Source organism: Exiguobacterium sp. BG5(2022) (genome assembly GCF_031844365.1).
Classification (GTDB): domain Bacteria; phylum Bacillota; class Bacilli; order Exiguobacteriales; family Exiguobacteriaceae; genus Exiguobacterium; species Exiguobacterium profundum.
The window spans coordinates 1,103,599-1,121,574 of record NZ_JAUZVB010000001.1 but is presented as its reverse complement, the minus strand read 5'-3'; the positions used below and the strand labels follow the sequence as shown (position 1 = coordinate 1,121,574).

At 47.7% G+C, this 17,976-nt stretch carries 16 protein-coding genes; 11 read left to right on the top strand and 5 right to left on the bottom strand.

Going from position 1 to position 17,976, the window contains the following annotated elements:
• The first annotated feature begins 7 nt into the window (after positions 1–7).
• A complete protein-coding gene (pheT, locus tag Q9R25_RS05820; RefSeq protein WP_311282901.1) occupies positions 8–2,383 on the top strand; it encodes a phenylalanine--tRNA ligase subunit beta in 2,376 nt (791 codons plus the stop codon).
• Between the two features lie 41 nt (positions 2,384–2,424).
• Here pheT and Q9R25_RS05815 read toward each other — a convergent pair whose 3' ends face one another.
• The 3 genes from Q9R25_RS05815 to rnhC all read right to left on the bottom strand — a co-directional run bounded on the left by Q9R25_RS05815 (position 2,425) and on the right by rnhC (position 5,547).
• Positions 2,425–3,447 carry a PTS sugar transporter subunit IIC gene (locus Q9R25_RS05815; protein WP_196430894.1) on the bottom strand — a complete coding sequence of 341 codons (1,023 nt, stop codon included), beginning with the start codon at positions 3,445–3,447 and terminating at the stop codon, positions 2,425–2,427.
• Between the two features lie 301 nt (positions 3,448–3,748).
• Positions 3,749–4,561 carry an alpha/beta fold hydrolase gene (locus Q9R25_RS05810; RefSeq protein WP_078147177.1) on the bottom strand — a complete coding sequence of 271 codons (813 nt, stop codon included), beginning with the start codon at positions 4,559–4,561 and terminating at the stop codon, positions 3,749–3,751.
• Positions 4,562–4,632: 71 nt separating this feature from the next.
• On the bottom strand, positions 4,633–5,547 hold the full coding sequence (gene rnhC / locus Q9R25_RS05805; RefSeq protein ID WP_074037906.1) for a ribonuclease HIII: 915 nt from the start codon (positions 5,545–5,547) through the stop codon (positions 4,633–4,635).
• Positions 5,548–5,666: 119 nt separating this feature from the next.
• On the opposite strand from rnhC, the gene Q9R25_RS05800 reads away from it, so the two are divergent.
• From Q9R25_RS05800 to Q9R25_RS05770, 7 genes are all read left to right on the top strand, one after another.
• Positions 5,667–6,065 (top strand): hypothetical protein, encoded by a 399-nt coding sequence (locus Q9R25_RS05800; RefSeq protein ID WP_196430893.1) that lies wholly within the window; start codon positions 5,667–5,669, stop codon positions 6,063–6,065.
• Entirely contained in the window at positions 6,065–6,586 is a 522-nt protein-coding gene (locus tag Q9R25_RS05795) for an NfeD family protein (protein WP_074036559.1), read from the top strand. Before Q9R25_RS05800 ends, Q9R25_RS05795 begins: the two co-directional genes overlap by 1 nt.
• 3 nt (positions 6,587–6,589) lie before the next feature.
• Positions 6,590–8,110 carry a flotillin lipid rafts scaffold protein FloT gene (locus tag Q9R25_RS05790; protein ID WP_074036561.1) on the top strand — a complete coding sequence of 507 codons (1,521 nt, stop codon included), beginning with the start codon at positions 6,590–6,592 and terminating at the stop codon, positions 8,108–8,110.
• 131 nt (positions 8,111–8,241) lie between these two features.
• A complete protein-coding gene (locus Q9R25_RS05785; RefSeq protein WP_159562516.1) occupies positions 8,242–9,213 on the top strand; it encodes a BMP family lipoprotein in 972 nt (323 codons plus the stop codon).
• Positions 9,210–10,853, top strand: a complete 1,644-nt coding sequence (locus tag Q9R25_RS05780; RefSeq protein WP_196430892.1) for a methyl-accepting chemotaxis protein — start codon at positions 9,210–9,212, stop codon at positions 10,851–10,853. Before Q9R25_RS05785 ends, Q9R25_RS05780 begins: the two co-directional genes overlap by 4 nt.
• A 232-nt stretch (positions 10,854–11,085) precedes the next feature.
• Positions 11,086–11,661, top strand: coding sequence for a helix-hairpin-helix domain-containing protein (locus tag Q9R25_RS05775; protein ID WP_196430891.1), 576 nt, complete (start codon positions 11,086–11,088; stop codon positions 11,659–11,661).
• Position 11,662: 1 nt separating this feature from the next.
• Positions 11,663–13,780, top strand: a complete 2,118-nt coding sequence (locus Q9R25_RS05770) for a DNA internalization-related competence protein ComEC/Rec2 (protein ID WP_311282900.1) — start codon at positions 11,663–11,665, stop codon at positions 13,778–13,780.
• Positions 13,781–13,841: 61 nt separating this feature from the next.
• Here the strand turns inward: Q9R25_RS05770 and Q9R25_RS05765 are convergent, their stop codons facing one another.
• A complete protein-coding gene (locus Q9R25_RS05765) occupies positions 13,842–14,006 on the bottom strand; it encodes a YqzM family protein (protein ID WP_012726678.1) in 165 nt (54 codons plus the stop codon).
• A 90-nt stretch (positions 14,007–14,096) separates the two neighbouring features.
• Between Q9R25_RS05765 and holA the strand changes: the two genes are divergently transcribed.
• Positions 14,097–15,107: a DNA polymerase III subunit delta gene (gene holA / locus Q9R25_RS05760; RefSeq protein WP_237708269.1), complete on the top strand. Its 1,011-nt coding sequence runs from the start codon at positions 14,097–14,099 to the stop codon at positions 15,105–15,107.
• Positions 15,108–15,116: 9 nt separating this feature from the next.
• A complete protein-coding gene (locus tag Q9R25_RS05755) occupies positions 15,117–15,554 on the top strand; it encodes a GNAT family N-acetyltransferase (protein WP_074036567.1) in 438 nt (145 codons plus the stop codon).
• 27 nt (positions 15,555–15,581) lie between these two features.
• On the opposite strand, the gene rpsT is transcribed toward Q9R25_RS05755, so the two are convergent.
• Entirely contained in the window at positions 15,582–15,842 is a 261-nt protein-coding gene (rpsT, locus tag Q9R25_RS05750; RefSeq protein ID WP_012726675.1) for a 30S ribosomal protein S20, read from the bottom strand.
• 219 nt (positions 15,843–16,061) lie between these two features.
• Between rpsT and lepA the strand changes: the two genes are divergently transcribed.
• The gene (gene lepA, locus Q9R25_RS05745; RefSeq protein WP_196430887.1) at positions 16,062–17,885 is read left to right on the top strand and encodes a translation elongation factor 4; all 1,824 of its coding nucleotides are present in this window, start codon (positions 16,062–16,064) and stop codon (positions 17,883–17,885) included.
• Positions 17,886–17,976: the final 91 nt, after the last annotated feature.

Sequence of the window (17,976 nt, the reverse complement as noted above, 5' to 3'; positions counted from 1 at the left end):
AAGACAGATGTTACTTTCAAAAAAATGGTTGAATCAATATATTGATGTATCCGATTTAAGCGGCGAAGCGCTCGGTGACTTGATTACGAAGAACGGAATCGAAGTCGAAAGTGTGACAAATCGTGGGGAAGGACTTTCTGGGATCGTCGTCGGACGGGTCCTTTCATGTGAGAAACATCCAGAAGCGGATAAGTTAAACGTGACGAAAGTGGATATCGGAGAGTGTGACCCTGTTCAAATCGTCTGTGGCGCACCGAACGTGCGCGAAGGGCAACATGTAATCGTGGCCAAAGTTGGCGCACGCCTACCAGGACTTAAAATCAAAAAAGCAAAACTACGTGGTGTCGAATCACAAGGGATGATTTGTTCACTCGAAGAGCTCGGCTTTGAGAAGAAACAAATTCGGGAAGACGAGCAGGATGGGATTCATACATTCCGTGAATCGGTACAAGTCGGTGCAGATGTGCTCGATTTGCTCGACTTGGACGATGAGGTCATCGAACTCGGTTTGACACCGAACCGTTCAGATTGCTTGAGCCTCTATGGAATCATTCATGAGGTTGCGGCCATCTTAGAGCGTCCATACACGTTGCCGACAGCAGATGTCACGTCATCATCACCATCGGAGGTATCTATCGAACTTGCGACACCGAACTGTTCATATTACGCAGCTCGTGAAGTAAAAGGGGTAACGATTGCAGAGTCGCCACAATGGCTAAAGAATATCTTGATTGCAGAAGGTGTCCGTCCAATCAACAACATTGTCGACGTGACGAACTATGTGATGCTTGAAATCGGACAACCGCTTCACGCATTCGATGCGAAGAAACTTGGCAACTCGATTGTGGTCCGTCAAGCCGAAAATGGAGAAGAAATGGTCACACTCGACGACGTGACGCGCACGCTCGATTCATCGATGATGGTCATCACAGATGGGCAAGCTCCAGTCGCCATCGCAGGCGTCATGGGTGGTGCCAATACAGAGGTAGATCTTTCAACGACAGATATCATTTTAGAGTCAGCGTACTTTGATCCGGCATCTGTACGGAAGACGAGCCGTACGCTCGGTCTACGTTCAGATTCAAGCGCTCGTTTCGAAAAAGGTGTTGACCCAGAACGTGTCATGCTCGCGCTTGACCGTGCTGCGCAACTGATTGTCGAACTCGGTGGAGGAGCCATTCATGATGCGGTGCGTTCAGGTGAAGCCGAATCACGTGCCCGAGAAATCCAAGTGTCGATTGACTATATCAACAAGCGCTTAGGGATGACACTCGATCGTCAGACAATCGTTCACATCCTGGAGCGTCTCGGTCTCGCGACAGAAGGGGATGATGTGCTGACAGTACACATTCCATCGCGCCGTCCGGACTTAGAGCTTCCGGCTGATATCACAGAAGAAGTGGCACGTATATACGGATATGATAGTCTCCCGTCGACGTTACCTGCCTCTCAATCGAAAGGCTATTTGCCAGCAATCAACGTACTGCGCAGGCAGACACGTCGCTTGTTACAAGGAGTAGGTTTATCACAAGCCATTACCTACTCGTTAACGAGTGAGGCACATGCGACACGTTTCGGTGGAGAAACCGATCAGCTCGTTCGATTGGCGATGCCGATGAGTGAAGAACGCTCTGTCCTTCGTACGTCGCTCGTCCCTGGGTTGTTAGAGGCGGCTCGTTACAACACGGCGCGTCAACAATCGAACGTCGCACTTTACGAAACAGGACGCGTCTATACGGAGCACGGAGAAACGTTACCACGTGAGAAAGAACGGGTAGCTGGCGTCGTCACAGGTCTATGGATGGATCATCGTTCGCAAGGAACACGGATCCCGGTCGACTATTTCGTCGCAAAAGGGATTGTCGACACGTTAGTCCAAACGCTTCGCCTAGATGTCACGTATGAGGCTGTATCGATGCCCGATATGCATCCAGGTCGCACGGCGAACATCTTGATGGACGGAAAGGTCATCGGATATGTCGGACAAGTGCATCCAGGAACATCGAAAGACGTCTACGGTATGAAGGAAGTGTATGTATTCGAACTCGACCTCTTGGCACTTCGTGGAGACGAGACACTTCTTTATCAAGACGTACCACGTTATCCATCGATTTCACGAGATTTGGCACTCGTCTTATCACGTGAGATTCCGGCTGGGACAGTGGAACAAACGATCCGCCAAGCGGCTGGTCCACTCTTGATTGACCTCGTCTTGTTTGACGTCTATACAGGGGAGAATGTTGGAGCGGATGAAAAATCGATTGCCTTCTCACTCAAGTTCCAAGACCCGTCACGAACGTTACAAGATGAAGAAGTAACGGCAGCATATGAAACGATCGTCGAGGCGGTCCGTGCGACACACGGCGCTGAACTTCGAGCATAAAAAATATGGAGCGTTGTCCACCTGTGACAACGCTCCTTTTATTATTGAATCTCGAGTGCGAGATCGCCGAACTTGGTCCATCCAACAAGACTCGTCACACGATAAAGAGCCCATGTAATGAGTGCAGGGAGTACGACGCCGGTCATCGTGAAGATGAGAAAGGCATCCAACCCTTGGACCGCTAAAATCTGAAGCGGGGCAATCAAGGAGTTGAGCCCGAGACCCGCGATTTCATATGGGACTTGGAGTGAGAACATCAAAGTAGCAATCGGTGCGGAAATCATCGCGGCGATAAACGGTGGGACGACGATTCGTGGGTTTTTGATGATATTCGGAAACTGCACTTTCGGTGTGACAAAGAATGAGGCGACCAATCCACCTGGGTCGGTTTGACGATATGCCATTAAGGTAAATCCAACAAATTGAGCAGAGCAACCGATCAAGGCAGCGGCGCTGGCGACAGGGTCAAGTTGAAGCGCGATGGCGAGTGCGGCAGATGATGCAGGCGACATGAGCATGACACTGAAAACAAGTGCGATGACAAGAGATGTGGCAATCGGCGACGTTTCTACAGATGCGGTGATCCCTTGACTGATTGAGTTGATAAGAGGAGTCGTGACCGCTGCTGCAGCAACCCCAACGATTCCGCCACCTAAAACGGCTGTGACCGGGACGACCATCATATCAAACTTTGTTTTGCCGAGGACACGTTTTCCGAGCCATACAGCGGCAGCCGCTGCAATCAGTGCGCTAATCGGTTGACCTGGAACGAGGACGAGTCCGCTTTCTGACGCTTTTAAAGCTGCACCGCCAATGGTTGCAGCAATCATGGCACTAAATAGGATGAGCGTGTTGCCTCCGAGTTGAAACGCGACGCCAGCACCTAAAGCAGGTGCCAACAATGATTTGGCGACTTGTCCAATCTGTACGAGCATCGCGATTCCGCTCAAATTACCAATCGTCTCAATCAATAAACCGACACCGAGTGTGACGAGTACGGCATTTGCCATACCTGCTGAAATTTTTACCATTCGATCCATCATATACTGCTTCACTTCCATCATCTCCTCTATATCTTTATGTCAACAAAAAAACCTATCCATCAAGGATAGGCGCGGTTTCAATCTGCAGGCGCCTGTCCGATTACCACGGGAACAAGGGCCTGAAAAGTCGTTTTTTGAAAACAAAACGATTTCAGTCCCTCAGTCGAATAATAATCAGCAGGCTGTTCATATGTACGGGATTGGACATTTCGAGCATCTCCTCTTCGTTGGATTTGCTAAAGAATACCATCTATTTTTGTAATAATCAATATTTTCTGAAAATAAATACAAAAAAATTCAGGAAGCCCAGTGGCGTCCTGAATTAGCTCATTTGTAATGAGCGTGCTTGAATCTGATCGTCTATAAAATTCATCGACAATGCATTGAATTGATCGGGTTGGTCTACATTGACCACATGACCAGAGTCTGCAACGATTTCAACATTGGCTGTCGGTTGATGTTTCGCTGTCCGCTCGACAGCTTCAAGAAACATATAATCCTCATCACCCATAATATACAAAATCGGGACGTTCGTTTGAATCGAAGTGAACTGATTCAATAAAGGATTAATATTTTCCGTCATCTTGAACCAACGGATAAACTCACGTTGACATAAGTTCGCCGCATCGCGGACGAACATCATCCGAGACTTCTTGTGACGCTTCTTCGGGAGTAAAATCCATGCGAATAGTTTATATAACCACATATAGGGGACGAAGTTTTGCACGAGACTACCAAGTCGGATGAGCAACGTGGAGCGCACATTAAATTTTACAATGGCTCCGCCGAGGACGACTGATGCGATTCGATCCGGATAGTGCTCAAACATCGCCTGAATCACAATCGTCCCTAAAGAAAGACCGACCATGTGCCCTTTTTCGATACCTAAGTGATCCATGACTTCAATCACGTCTTTGGCAACGACATCAAACGTATAGGCATTCAATGGTTGTTTGAGCGACTGTTCAGCATCGTATGAACCGCCATGACCGCGTAAATCGACGAGCAGGACATTATATTTTTTACGGAAGGGACGAAGTTGGCGATACCAATGCGATAAACTTCCTCCGGCCCCATGTATAAAGATGACCCAAGGATGGTCATCACTAATCGTGTAGGTTTTATAATGCAACATGAACGCTATCCTCCAAAAATTTTAAGTTCATTTAACCATAAAACGAGTATATCATACTTGATGTCGAAGCTCTACAAACGACGTTCATTCAAGTTGATGGCTTTCTTTGTATTCGCAAAATGGACTTTAGCAATCTTTTGTAAATAATCCTGTCCATGACCTCGAATGATTTGAGCGGCGACTTGGTCGACTTTTGCTCCTGCCCCTTTCGGGAGGGTCAATCCTACTTGTTTACTTAGTTTGTCCATTTCTTTTAAGAAGAAGGCGCGAGCTAAAATGGAAGCAGCTGCGACGGCGACATGAAGACCTTCTGCCTTGGTTGAAAAGTAGACATCGTCGCGCACGATATCCCGCTCTGCCCGCAAGTGTTGATAGTATACCGACTTCTCTGCGAATTGATCGATTAGAATGGCATCGGGTTTCTGTCCGATCTTCTCAAGCAACGCTCGAAGTGCAGCATTATGGGCGATGGCGGTCATTTTACCTTGTGTCATCGTCCGTTGCATGTTGTTATATGTTGGATTATGCAGTGTTGCTTTTTGATAAGGAATCGTAGCGTGTAAATCTTTCGCAATCCGGATGATTTCAGGGTCGGATAACTGTTTTGAATCTTTCACGCCGAGTTCTTTGACGAGTGCGATTTGATCGCGTGAGACAAAAGCCGCTACGACGACGAGTGGTCCGAAGTAGTCTCCTTTTCCGACCTCGTCGCTTCCAATGACAGACCAACTTGAAAATCCTTCAGGTAAGAGGGTGTTCGGTGCGGATGCTTGTTTCTTCTCAGCAGGTAGTCCCCATTTCACTGCCTCGGTCTCAGCATCTTTTCCTTGGAACATCACTTTCCCTGATTGATAAACCGTTACGACAAATCCCGGTGTCTTGGCGCTGAATGTCGCATATGGTGGTGGCGCGACTGCATACTCATGATACATTTTCTTTAGTTTTTCTTGTGATGCGGATGATAGCTTGATGACTTGGTTGCCCAACATGAGCACTTCCTTTCTGTCTGGCAAATTCATTTTACATTTTTTTATGATTTTTTGAAACCGAAGATGAGGTTTTATCGTATATGGAGATGAGTAGAGAAAAGTGAGGTGAGGTGGACGTGTGGTGGCGCGATGACACGCAACGAGATGAGGTAGAGGAATTATACAAGCACATTCTCGAACTCGAGGCGAGAATTGCTAAATTAGTAGCTCATCAAGTGAGAGTGCGTCGGCTACTGATGCAAGATTCTTCTGAGGGCGTGACGGATCAAGTCGTTCAAGTTCAAAAAGAAGTGGAATATTTTTTAAACAGGATGCGACTCGAACGACAAGAATTTGTCGACATATACAATCGGCGACGGATTGAACGTTCCATTGGTCGAGTTCGAGAAGTGAACGACTTATCCACTTCATCACTGTCGGAGTGGGATGAAATTGAAGATCGGCTTGCATTAGAAGTCGAACAACTTCGACGCGTACTGATGATGGAACAAAAACGTCGACAGGAGGGGTGGTAATGGAGGCAATCGATCAACTTTATTGGTGGGTGTTGATCATCGCTGGTCTTGGAACCTTTATTTACATGATGTTTTCCGATGCGTTCGATATGTTTGAAGGTTGGTTCAACCCTGCAGTCATCCTATCTTTCTTAGCACTAGGGGCAGGAATTGGGCTCATCTTAAACGCATTGGCTCACGTTTCCCCGATGATTGGGCTCGCTGTCGCATTGATCGGGTCTCTTGCTCTGACGACGCTTCTCTATTTGTTTGTTCTCTTACCGCTCTCAAATGCGGAAGAGTCCATTGGTTTGACGGATGAGGCATTAGTTGGACGTGTCGGACGATTGACCGTGCCCATTCCTGAAGGCGGATACGGTGAAGTCTTGATTGAGACAGTGACGGGATCGCTTTTAAAGACGGCTCAAAGCTTAGACGGTACATCGATTTCGACAGATCGTCGGGTAGTTATCATTGAAGTAAAAGGCAATATCGCAATCGTCATGCCATATGACGAACCTACAATTCGAGAGGAGATATAACACATGAATACGGCTATTTTAGTCAGCATTATCGTCGGGGTCATCATCCTCGCACTTGTGTTTGTATTCGTACTAAAATATCGCACAGTCGGACCAGATGAGGCACTGATTGTGACAGGTAGTTATTTAGGCAAGAAAAATGTACATAGCGATACATCCGGTAACCGCGTCAAAATCATTCGTGGCGGCGGGACGTTCGTCTTCCCAGTATTCCAGCAAGCAGAACCGCTCAGCTTGCTCTCAAGCAAATTAGAGGTCACGACACCTGAAGTGTATACAGAACAGGGTGTCCCGGTCATGGCGGACGGAACAGCCATCATTAAAATCGGCGGATCGATCAGTGAAATCGCGACAGCGGCTGAGCAGTTCCTCGGAAAACCGAAGATTGAACGTGAAAATGAAGCAAAAGAAGTGTTAGAAGGCCATTTGCGCTCGATTTTAGGTTCTATGACCGTTGAAGAAATCTATAAGAACCGTGACAAGTTTTCGCAAGAAGTTCAACGAGTTGCATCACAAGACTTAGCGAAGATGGGGCTAGTCATCGTATCATTCACCATCAAAGACGTTCGAGATAAGAACGGATACTTGGAATCGCTAGGGAAACCGCGTATCGCCCAAGTGAAGCGTGATGCTGATATCGCGACAGCAGAAGCGGATAAAGAGACGCGCATCAAACAGGCGGAAGCAATGAAAGATGCGAAGAAGGCCGAGCTTGAGCGTGCGTCTGAAATCGCGGAAGCTGAGAAAGAGAACCAACTTCGGATTGCGGCTTATCGCCGTGAGCAAGATGTTGCCAAAGCGCGGGCCGACCAAGCGTATGAGCTTGAGGAAGCGCGTGCGAAACAAGAAGTCACTGAACAACAGATGCAAGTTCAAATCATCGAGCGTCAAAAGCAAATCGAGCTCGAAGAGAAAGAAATCATGCGTCGTGAGAAACAATATGATTCAGAAGTGAAGAAAAAAGCCGATGCGGATCGATACTCGATTGAACAGTCTGCCGCTGCGGATAAGGCACGTCAAATCGCAAGTGCGGATGCAGAGAAGTATCGTATTGAAGCACAGGCGAAAGCCGATGCGGAACGCGTACGTTTGGCAGGTCTTGCAGAAGCGGACTCTGAACGTGCGAAAGGTGAGGCAGAAGCTGAAATTATCCGCTTGACCGGTCTTGCCGAAGCGGAAGCGAAAGAGAAGATTGCCGAAGCCTTCGCGCAATACGGGCAGGCTGCGATTCTCGATATGGTCGTCAAGATGCTTCCTGATTATGCGAAAGAAATTGCATCGCCACTTGGAAACATCGATCAGATTACGGTCGTCGACACGGGGAGCGGTCAAAACGGCGGTGCCGGGAAAGTGACAGGTTACGCAACCGACCTCATGGCATCGCTTCAACAAACATTAAAAGCTTCTTCGGGCATTGATATGAAAGACTTGCTCGAGAACTTTGCGGGGAAAGGGAACGTTGCAACAGCTCCTACACCGGAGCGAGAATTAGCTGATACGACGGTCGCTGCTTCAAAAGAATAAGTGTACGAAGCCATGGACGATGTCTATGGCTTTTTTTATTGCCACAACTTTTAAAAAAAATAATGTAGAATAGCCCTTTCTCGGTCGATATAAGTGTTGTCAGACCATTAGAGAGAGGGAGTATTGAATATATGAAGAAAAGTATAATGCTCAGTACAATCACGGCTTGCACCCTTTGGTTGTCCGGTTGTCAGTCAGTTATCGACAATCCAAGTGCCACTGTCGAAGAACGACAGACGATGGGAGTTGTTTTATCTGACGTTGGTCTCGGGGACCAATCGTTCAGTGACGCAGCTATGCGTGGGATGGGTGAGCTACGTGAAACGGGCGATTGGTTCGTTGATTATCGTGAACTATCCGAAACGGAGACATACAAAGTTGGTTTTGAAGAATTGGTAAAAGAGGGACATGACGTAATTGTCGGTCTCGGTTTTGCGTGTCAAGAAGACTTAGAGGCCGTAGCGGCTGAACATCCGGAACAGCAATTTGCTTTGATCGATGGCGTGTCCGAACTTCCAAACGTCTTGAATATCACGTTCGAAGAGGGAGAGGGAAGTACGCTCGCCGGCGCCGTGGCTGGTCTTGAGACAGAGTCCGATACGATTGGATTTATCGGTGGGATGGATATGGAACTCATTCAAAAATTTGAAGCAGGATTTGAACGTGGCGCTAAAGCGGTGAACGAAGATGTCGAGATGCTCGTTGATTTCTCGAATGATTTTGCTTCACCAGAGCTCGGTCGCGAACTCGCTGAGAAACAAATTAAAGCGGGAGCAGATGTTCTGTATGCTGCAGCTGGACTTACAGGAGTCGGTGTACTCGAGACGGCTGAAAAATACGGCGTCAAGGCAATCGGGGTCGATAGTGATCAATCGATGATTGCACCGGATGCGGTTGTGACGTCGATGTTGAAACAAGTCGATTTGGCGATTGTGGAAATCGCGGGTCGTGTGACCGAAAAACCGTTTAATGAACATGTCATTCTTGGAATTGAGGAAGGCGGCGTAGGCTTGGCCCCACTTCGTCGCATTCAATGGGATGAAAAAGAAACATCTGAGTATGAATCGGTAGAACGCCAGTTGAAGGAGGGAACACTTAAATGAGTTTACGTAAACGTTTTATCTTCTCAACTGTGTTCACTGTCATCTTAGTCGTACTGATGATGAGTTACGTCTTGTCTACTTTGAATCGCTTGCAGACGTATAACGAGAAATATGGGAGTCAAATGATTGAATTGTCTCAACTTGAAACGTCACTCTTACAAGAGCAGTCACTCTGGACGTCACTTGGCGAACAGTCGAACCAATCTACATTGACTCAACTAGAGCGCATCCGTGTGACGAACGCGGAAACATTTGATGATTTAAAACAGTCTTATTTGATTCCGGCATTTTCAAATCATTTAGACCGTGCCACGATGAAGTACGAACAGGTGAACGAAGATGTCGAGTCGGCACTTGAAGGTGGTATCGGAGCTCGGATCCAGGCAGCGAAACTAGAAGGTTTGTTAAACGATATCAATACATTGATTGCAAAGAACGGTTCATTCTATGAGGCGCTTCAAGTAGAGGCGGCAAATGAGACGGAACGTCTCTTGTTGATTTCGGTCCTTTTGACGATTCTTGTCATTCTTGCGCTCGGAATCTATAACTTCTTCTTTGCCCGTTCGATCACTCGACCACTCGAAAAAAATGTCAAGGTGGCCGAAGCGATTGCAGCCGGACGTCTCGTCACGTTGCCTGAGTCGACGCGCAATGATGAAATCGGACGTCTTGAACGTGCCATGCGTGAGATGACGGCGTCTCTTCAGACGGTGATCGGGTCAATCCGAGTCACATCAATGAAAGTGAACGGGATGACCGAAACAGCCGCAGCCGAAAATGAAGCGGTCGTGAGTACGACATCTAACATCACGAACGCAGTTGATGAGATGGCACACGGAGCACAGTCGATTGCAAATGAGTTGCAAGAAACGCTCAGCTCAGTGCATACGATGGCAACTTCATTTGAGACGAGCTTGAACCAGACGAAACAAACGACGGAAGAAACGTCAGAAATGACACGTGAAGTAGCGGCTGGAATTGAAACATTAACGGACCAGGAGCACATTTTAGATCGTTCAAGCGAACGGAATGAAGTGCTTGTCACGCGAATGGACCACTTTGCACGACAAACGGCTGAGATTGAGGCGATGGCGAAGCTTGTCGAAGACGTCGCGGCTCAGACGAATTTACTTGCCCTCAATGCGGCAATCGAGGCAGCCCGTGCGGGAGAAGCGGGACGAGGATTTGCTGTCGTAGCAAGTGAAGTGAAGAAGTTGGCGGAAGAGAGCAACAAGGCGACTCGCTCTATTTTCCACGTCGTCGAGACGATCCAGCAAGAAGTCGTCCGTTTGACGGAAACGGTGAATGAGTCAAAACGCGAGCAAGAGGCGCAATTAGAAGCGTTCGGATTGACGAAAGAAGCATTCAACCGAATCCATGAACGGACAGACCACGTCGCTTCGTTCGTACGCACAATCGAACAAGAGATGCGCACATCGAGTAACGAGGTAAACAACGTCTTGCGTCGGGTTGAAGAAGTATCTGGGGTGACGGAAGAGTTGGCCGCAGGAAACGAAGAAGTGGCAGCCTCGATGAAAGAACAGCAGGCAAGCTTCGATCAAATCTTTACATTGATGCAAGAGTTAGAAGGACAGGCAGCGGCACTCGCTGACCAGGTTCAGCATTTCGAAGAAGAATAATCGAACAGTGAACAGTAGGAACGGAGGCCACGTGATGGTCTCCGTTTTTTCCGTCATTCTATAACCTGTTCATAGAAATTGTGTCGATGAATATCGTTACATGTACGAGTGCGATATGGAACATGCAAACAAATCATTTCCTAAAGTTAAGATTGTGGGGAAGAATGAGACGTGTTTTGAAACAGCTGATTCGCCATACTGAACGTAACAGTCGAACAGGGTGGTGATTCGCTTGGAAAGATGGAAACAACTCGTCATCGGTCTCCTAGTCGTTCTTTTTTTAGGAGTGGGCTATTTGTTTTATCAAAAGGAACCGGAGCAACGAATGGTGGACGAGTTCGTCATGGAACCTGAGGAGGTCACGCCGACCACGACCCCAGAGCGTATGGAGCTCGTTGTGTATGTGACAGGTGCGGTTGAATCTCCGAACGTATATACCGTACCAGAAGGGGCGAGAGTGGGCGATGTGCTCTCTTTGGCAGTCCTGACAGATGAAGCTGACCCAGAGCAGTTAAATTTAGCACAGTTGTTAGTTGATGGAGTCAAAATCATCGTGCCGAAAAAAGGAGAAACACTGATTTCGCAAGACTCAGCGAGTCCTGAGGTCGAAACGAACGGTGTTCATGTCAACAGTGCGACGAAAGAGGAACTGATGACGGTTCCAGGAATTGGTCCAGCCAAAGCCGAGGCGATTTTAAATCATCTGAAAGCGAACGGCCCATTTAAAACATATGAAGCGCTAGGTGATGTGAAGGGGTTCGGCGAAAAGACATTAGAAAGTATGAAGCCATATTTATTGGTACCTTAAGATGCCGCTGTTTCCATTGTTTGCGGTACTCATTGTAACCGGTCTGAAAGAAGGATTCTATTTGGTCTCTGTGGTCGCTATTGTCTTTTATCTGGTCACACGACGTGGGCAAGGCCTGTATGCGAAAGCCGGAGTGATTGGACTCATCTGTATCGCATCGTTCCATACGACCCCTACAGAATCGTTACCGTCAGACACGATTGCCTTCTCAATCGAAAGTCGAAAAGAGAATGGGAAATCGGTAAGACTATACGGGAACGTAGACGATCTTCAGGGCGTCTTACGAGGACGCGAATTAGAACACGGACGACCTGGAGAGACGTGCCTCGTGCAAATCGAAGTAGAGGCGTTTCAACCGTTACGAAACACCGGGGGATTTGATGAACGGGCTTGGGCACGGAGTTCAAACGTATCCTTTAAAGGGAAGGTGAAGCGAATCGACACGTGTCGTCCGACGGCAGGGTGGGACGGTCGGTTGTTGCGTTGGAAAGAACAACAACTTCAACAAATTGAGCATCGTCATCGTGCGGATGTCGCATTATATATGGAGGCATTATTGTTCGGAGAGAGTCGAATGCTAGATGAAAAGACCTCATTTTCTTATCGTGTGACGGGCCTTCTTCATCTTCTTGTGATTTCCGGTTCACATATTGCCATGTTGATCGTGGCCATGCGCATATTGATGCAGCCAATCCCTATTCGACGTGAAACGAAGACGGTACTGATGATCTTTAGTATTACGATGTTCGGATGGATGACTGGTTTTTCCCCACCTGTTGCAAGAGCTGTCGTCGTCGCAGATGCGATCCTCTTTCTCTCTCTTTTCGGTGTGACGATTCGAGACCCGATTCGGCTCTTGAGTTGGTGTGCGGCGGGCATGTTGGCCGTTCAACCGTTCCTTCTCACGAATCTGGGTTTCCAATTGACGGTCGGGATGACCTTCTTTTTGTTAGTCACGAGACAAATCTGGACAGGACTAATCGAGTTGTCCGTTTTCGCACAGCTGTTTGGGCTGATTGTACTATGGCAAGTACAACCGGTTCTATCCGTCGCGGCACCAATATGGAATCTCGTGATGGCCATCTGTATCTCGTGGATCATCATGCCACTCGCATTTGTCACATGGATGATTCCTTCAATTGCCCCGTTGTTCATGATTGTGTTGGATGAGATCAATGGAATGTTCGCCCTCCACGATGATTTACGACCTTGGCTTCCGTTGCACGATCTGGCATTGCCGTCGCAAATCGCATTGTTGCTAGGATTGTGGGAGAGCTTGACGCTGATGAATCGAAAACGATGGATCGGATGGGGGGCGGCCATCATGACATGTGGGTTGATTGCGGGATGGTCAGAATGGTCGGAATCCTCCAGGGTGACCTTTTTGGATGTCGGGCAAGGTGATGCAATCGTCGTAGAATCGGGAAGAACGATTGGTGTCATTGATGTAGGAGGCGTATTTCAAGATCCAAACGAGCAAAAGCGAAGCACATTTGACCCGGGGGAAGATGTATTGGCCCCTTATTTATGGAAGCGTGGGGAGCGTTCGCTTGATTTTGTCCTGTTGACCCATGCGGATCATGACCACATCGGCGGATTAGAAGGATTATTGAAAGTGGTGACGGTGGAAGAACTTTGGATATCAAAAGAAGTGGCGAATGCTGAAAAACGAGAAGAACTGCTACACTTAGCAGCGGCCTATGATGTATCGGTCCATTATCTCGAGGCAGACGATCGGCCGACGCCATGGATGTGGATTGTGGCACCGAATCGCCCACACGAAGATGAAAATGATCATTCGATCAGCCTGTACATGAACGTAGGTGGCATGCGGTATCTATTGACAGGAGATTTGCCGATAGAAGGAGAAGCCGAGTTACCGACGCTTGACGTCGACGTATTTAAACTAGGGCATCACGGATCCGATACGTCGTCGGGGGAAGAACTACTTGAGCGAATCGATCCAGAATGGGTCATTGCGAGTGTCGGTTCGAACAATCGGTATGGACATCCGCACGAGGAGACGTTACGACGGGTTGTGGGGAAACGTCTATTACGAACCGATTTGAACGGGATGATTGTCTGTGAAGAGAACATGTGTCGGGGGATCATCGAGTAGCACGGCATAAAATGTGATACACTAAAAAACGATTGCTCCCCCGGGGCAATCGTTTGAACACTTATAGACTTAAGAACTTGATGATGACACCGATGAAGAAAATCGTGAAGAAAAAGCCAAATGGGACGATGAAGCCGATCGCAGAGTCGATGGCGTCATTACGTTTGCATTGAACGTCATTTTCAAACGGGTTTTCACTCGGTGGGCGTACTGAGTTGATTTGCATATTAGGTCCCTCCTTATCATACTTCCTTTATAAGTATAGCGAATCATGGGAAGATAATCTATGTTTAGATGAGAATAAATTGTGAAAGTGGTGTGTGTTTTGAATGAACCGTGGTTACATAATGGAAAACTGGCGAGCGTCTATGTTCTCCATGGCACCGAAAAATATTTGTTAGAGACGTGGGAACGTGAAATCGTGAAAGCGGCCAATCCATCCGGTGATCAATTTGATGTCATGCAACTAGATCTTCAAGAGACGTCACTCGATACGGCGCTTGATGAAGCGGAGACGGTCCCTTTCTTTAGTGAGTATCGCACGGTTATCGTGAAAAATGCCCAGTTCTTAACGGGTGCGAAAGAGAAGCAAAAGCACAATGTTGACCGTCTGGCGGAATATGTCGTACAACCGGCGACCTATTCGGTTCTTGTCTTGATTGTCGAGTCAGAAAAACTCGATGAGCGGAAGAAAATCGTGAAGCGTCTGAAAGAGCGTGCTATCGTCCTCGAAGCGAAAAAGCCGAGCCAAAATGAACTGATGCGATACGTGAACGATGCATTGAGTCGTGAACAACAAAAGATGGAGCGCTCTACGATGGAGCGTCTTTTATTCCTATGTCAGGATGATTGGGGAAAGTTGGTTCGCGAACTAGAGAAGCTACAGTTGTACGCGGGAACGGGTGCGACGATTCCGATTGAGATTGTGAATGATTTAGTTCCACGTACATTAGAAGATAACGTCTTTCAGCTCTCGGAGCTTCTCGTCAAACGACAAGCTGATGCAGCGCTTCGATTGGTTCGGGATTTAGAAAAACAAGGGCAAGAACTGATTGGGCTACTCGGGTTGCTTGCTCGGCAATATCGGAACATGTACCTGTCGAAACAGTTGACAGAGGCAGGCTATGGAGAGAAGCAAATCGCATCGAAAATCGGGGCCCACCCGTATACAATCAAATTGGCGACACAAGCGAGTCGCGGCTTTTCAGAGGCTCAGCTCGCACGTGCGTTGACATTGATTGCAGACGCGGACGAGGCCATGAAAACAGGACGAGGTGACAAACAGATCGTTTTCGATACGCTCGTTTGTCAACTGGCCTTATTGTGAGGTGAGGGAATGGGATTCAAACAAGTGACGCTTCAAGACGTGATTCCACTCCGTCATGTTGTGCTCAGACCAGGAAAAGACGTTGAGACGTGTTATTTTGAAGGGGATGAGGCGCCGACGACGCGACACTTCGCTTGGGTTGAAGGCGATCAAGTGCTGTCGGTCGCTACAGTCATGCTGTCCCCGAAACAAATCGAGGGTGTGAAGATTCCGCTCCAACTCCGTGGCATGGCGACGGATCCTCATGTTTCGGGACAAGGAATCGGCTCTCGATTTTTACAGGCACTCCATGATGAGCTGGGATGTTCATGGTGGTGTAATGCGAGAGAAGTGGCTGTCCGTTTCTATGAACGAAATGGACTTACACGAATCGGGGAGCCGTTCGACATCCCTGGGATTGGCCCACACTACGTCATGGTATACAAAAAAACAGCCGGCTCCGAATAGGAGGCGGCTGTTTCGTGTGATCTCTAATTAGAGAGCAGCGATACGAGCTGCGAGGCGTGATTTATCACGACCTGCTTTGTTTTTGTGGATAAGACCTTTTGATGCAGCCTTGTCGAGCTTCTTCGTAGCGAGGACGAAAGCTTCTTGAGCAGCTTCTTTGTTTCCTTCGAGTACGAGAGCATCAACACGTTTTACTGCTGTACGCATTGCCGCTTTCTCTTGTGAGTTCGCAACACGACGTTTTTCAGAAGTTTTTGCACGTTTGATTGCTGATTTGATGTTTGCCATTGTTTGTCACCTCCTGAAACAAGAAAGTGTATGTTCTTATTACTTCAAGTAATCATTCAACAGAACAAGCACAATTGTAGCAAACGGTTATATGAAAAGCAACCACTTGATGATTATTCTGAAAACTATCTGTGGTATTGTTGTAGTAGGTCGTACACATTACTTTAGGATTTTGATATAATGACACGGTATGCATGAGAAGGATAGGTGAACCCATATATGAACAAACAAGAATTAGAGAATCGTCAGAAGAAGATTCGCAACTTTTCCATCATCGCGCACATCGATCATGGAAAGTCGACGCTCGCTGACCGGATTCTTGAGAAGACTGGTGCACTCACGGCTCGTGAGATGAAAGAGCAGACGCTTGACGCGATGGACTTGGAGCGCGAGCGTGGAATTACAATCAAATTGAACGCCGTCAAATTGAACTATACGGCGAAAGACGGAGAAGAGTATATTCTTCACTTGATCGACACGCCAGGACACGTCGACTTCACATATGAAGTGTCACGTTCGCTTGCGGCATGTGAAGGTGCGATTCTCGTCGTCGATGCAGCGCAAGGAATTGAAGCGCAAACCCTTGCGAACGTTTATTTAGCACTCGATAACGACCTTGAAATCATTCCGGTCATCAATAAAATCGACTTGCCGTCAGCGGATGTCGAGCGGGTCCGTCAAGAGATTGAAGACGTCATCGGACTCGATGCGAGTGATGCGGTCCCGACTTCTGCAAAAGCCGGAATCGGGATTGAAGAGATTCTCGAACAAATCGTGGAACTTGTCCCTCCGCCGACAGGTGACCCGTCTGAACCATTGCAAGCACTGATTTTTGACTCATACTATGACGCTTACCGCGGTGTCGTCGCATCGATTCGTATCGTGAACGGTTCAGTCAAAGTAGGAGACAAAGTTCAAATGATGGCGACTGGCAAGACGTTCGAAGTGACGGACCTCGGTGTGTCGACGCCAAAACCGATCTCTGTTAAAGAATTGAACGTAGGAGACGTTGGTACGCTTTCTGCATCCATTAAAACAGTAGGAGATGTTCGCGTCGGGGATACGATCACACTTGCTAAAAACCCGGCAACGAGTCAGCTACCTGGTTATCGCAAGATGAACCCGATGGTTTACTGTGGTTTGTATCCGATTGATGCGGCTAAGTACAATGATCTTCGTGAGGCACTTGAAAAGCTCCAGCTCTCAGATGCCGCACTCGAGTTTGAACCAGAGACGTCGCAAGCGCTCGGTTTTGGTTTCCGTTGTGGATTCCTCGGCATGCTTCATATGGAAATCATTCAAGAGCGAATTGAACGTGAGTTTAACATCGACTTGATTACGACGGCACCATCGGTAATTTATCACGTGACGACGACTTCAGGCGAAGTAATTCACGTCGATAACCCATCGAAGATGCCAGAGCAACAAAAGGTTGATTCAATCGAAGAACCATACGTCAAGGCGGCTGTCATGACACCGAACGACTACGTAGGTGCAATCATGGAACTTTGCCAGAAGAAACGCGGAACGTTCATCGATATGCAATACATCGATACGACTCGCGTCAAAATCACGTACGAGATTCCGCTCAGTGAAATCGTCTATGATTTCTTCGATCAGTTGAAATCGAGCACGAAAGGCTACGCGTCTCTCGATTATGAGTTGATCGGCTACCGTCAATCGCGTCTCGTGAAGATGGATATCTTGCTCAATAACGAAATCGTCGATGCCCTCAGCTTCATCGTTCACCGTGACTTCGCGTACGAACGTGGGAAGGTCATTGTTGAGAAGCTTAAAGCTCTCATTCCACGGATGCAGTTCGAAGTTCCAGTCCAAGCGGCCGTTGGAACTAAAATCGTCGCACGTTCTACGATTAAAGCACTTCGTAAAAACGTTTTGGCTAAATGTTATGGGGGAGATATCTCACGTAAACGGAAACTCCTCGAGAAACAAAAAGAAGGTAAGAAGCGCATGAAGATGGTCGGGTCCGTCGAAGTCCCGCAAGAAGCGTTTATGTCTGTTCTCTCTATGGACGAAGAATAATGAGTTTGAGTCGCCCTGATTTTCGAATCAGGGCGATTTTGTATTTCAGGCAGGAAATGCCCTTTCATATAAGGAAGAGTAAACCCTTAGA

Coding starts and splice junctions, on each gene's coding strand:
- pheT (WP_311282901.1), top strand. CDS start 8: ATGTTACTTTCAAAAAAATGGTTGAATCAATATATTGATGTATCCGAT.
- Q9R25_RS05815 (WP_196430894.1), bottom strand. CDS start 3,447: ATGATGGAAGTGAAGCAGTATATGATGGATCGAATGGTAAAAATTTCA.
- Q9R25_RS05810 (WP_078147177.1), bottom strand. CDS start 4,561: ATGTTGCATTATAAAACCTACACGATTAGTGATGACCATCCTTGGGTC.
- Q9R25_RS05795 (WP_074036559.1), top strand. CDS start 6,065: ATGGAGGCAATCGATCAACTTTATTGGTGGGTGTTGATCATCGCTGGT.
- Q9R25_RS05790 (WP_074036561.1), top strand. CDS start 6,590: ATGAATACGGCTATTTTAGTCAGCATTATCGTCGGGGTCATCATCCTC.
- Q9R25_RS05785 (WP_159562516.1), top strand. CDS start 8,242: ATGAAGAAAAGTATAATGCTCAGTACAATCACGGCTTGCACCCTTTGG.
- Q9R25_RS05780 (WP_196430892.1), top strand. CDS start 9,210: ATGAGTTTACGTAAACGTTTTATCTTCTCAACTGTGTTCACTGTCATC.
- Q9R25_RS05770 (WP_311282900.1), top strand. CDS start 11,663: ATGCCGCTGTTTCCATTGTTTGCGGTACTCATTGTAACCGGTCTGAAA.
- Q9R25_RS05765 (WP_012726678.1), bottom strand. CDS start 14,006: ATGCAAATCAACTCAGTACGCCCACCGAGTGAAAACCCGTTTGAAAAT.
- Q9R25_RS05755 (WP_074036567.1), top strand. CDS start 15,117: ATGGGATTCAAACAAGTGACGCTTCAAGACGTGATTCCACTCCGTCAT.
- rpsT (WP_012726675.1), bottom strand. CDS start 15,842: ATGGCAAACATCAAATCAGCAATCAAACGTGCAAAAACTTCTGAAAAA.
- lepA (WP_196430887.1), top strand. CDS start 16,062: ATGAACAAACAAGAATTAGAGAATCGTCAGAAGAAGATTCGCAACTTT.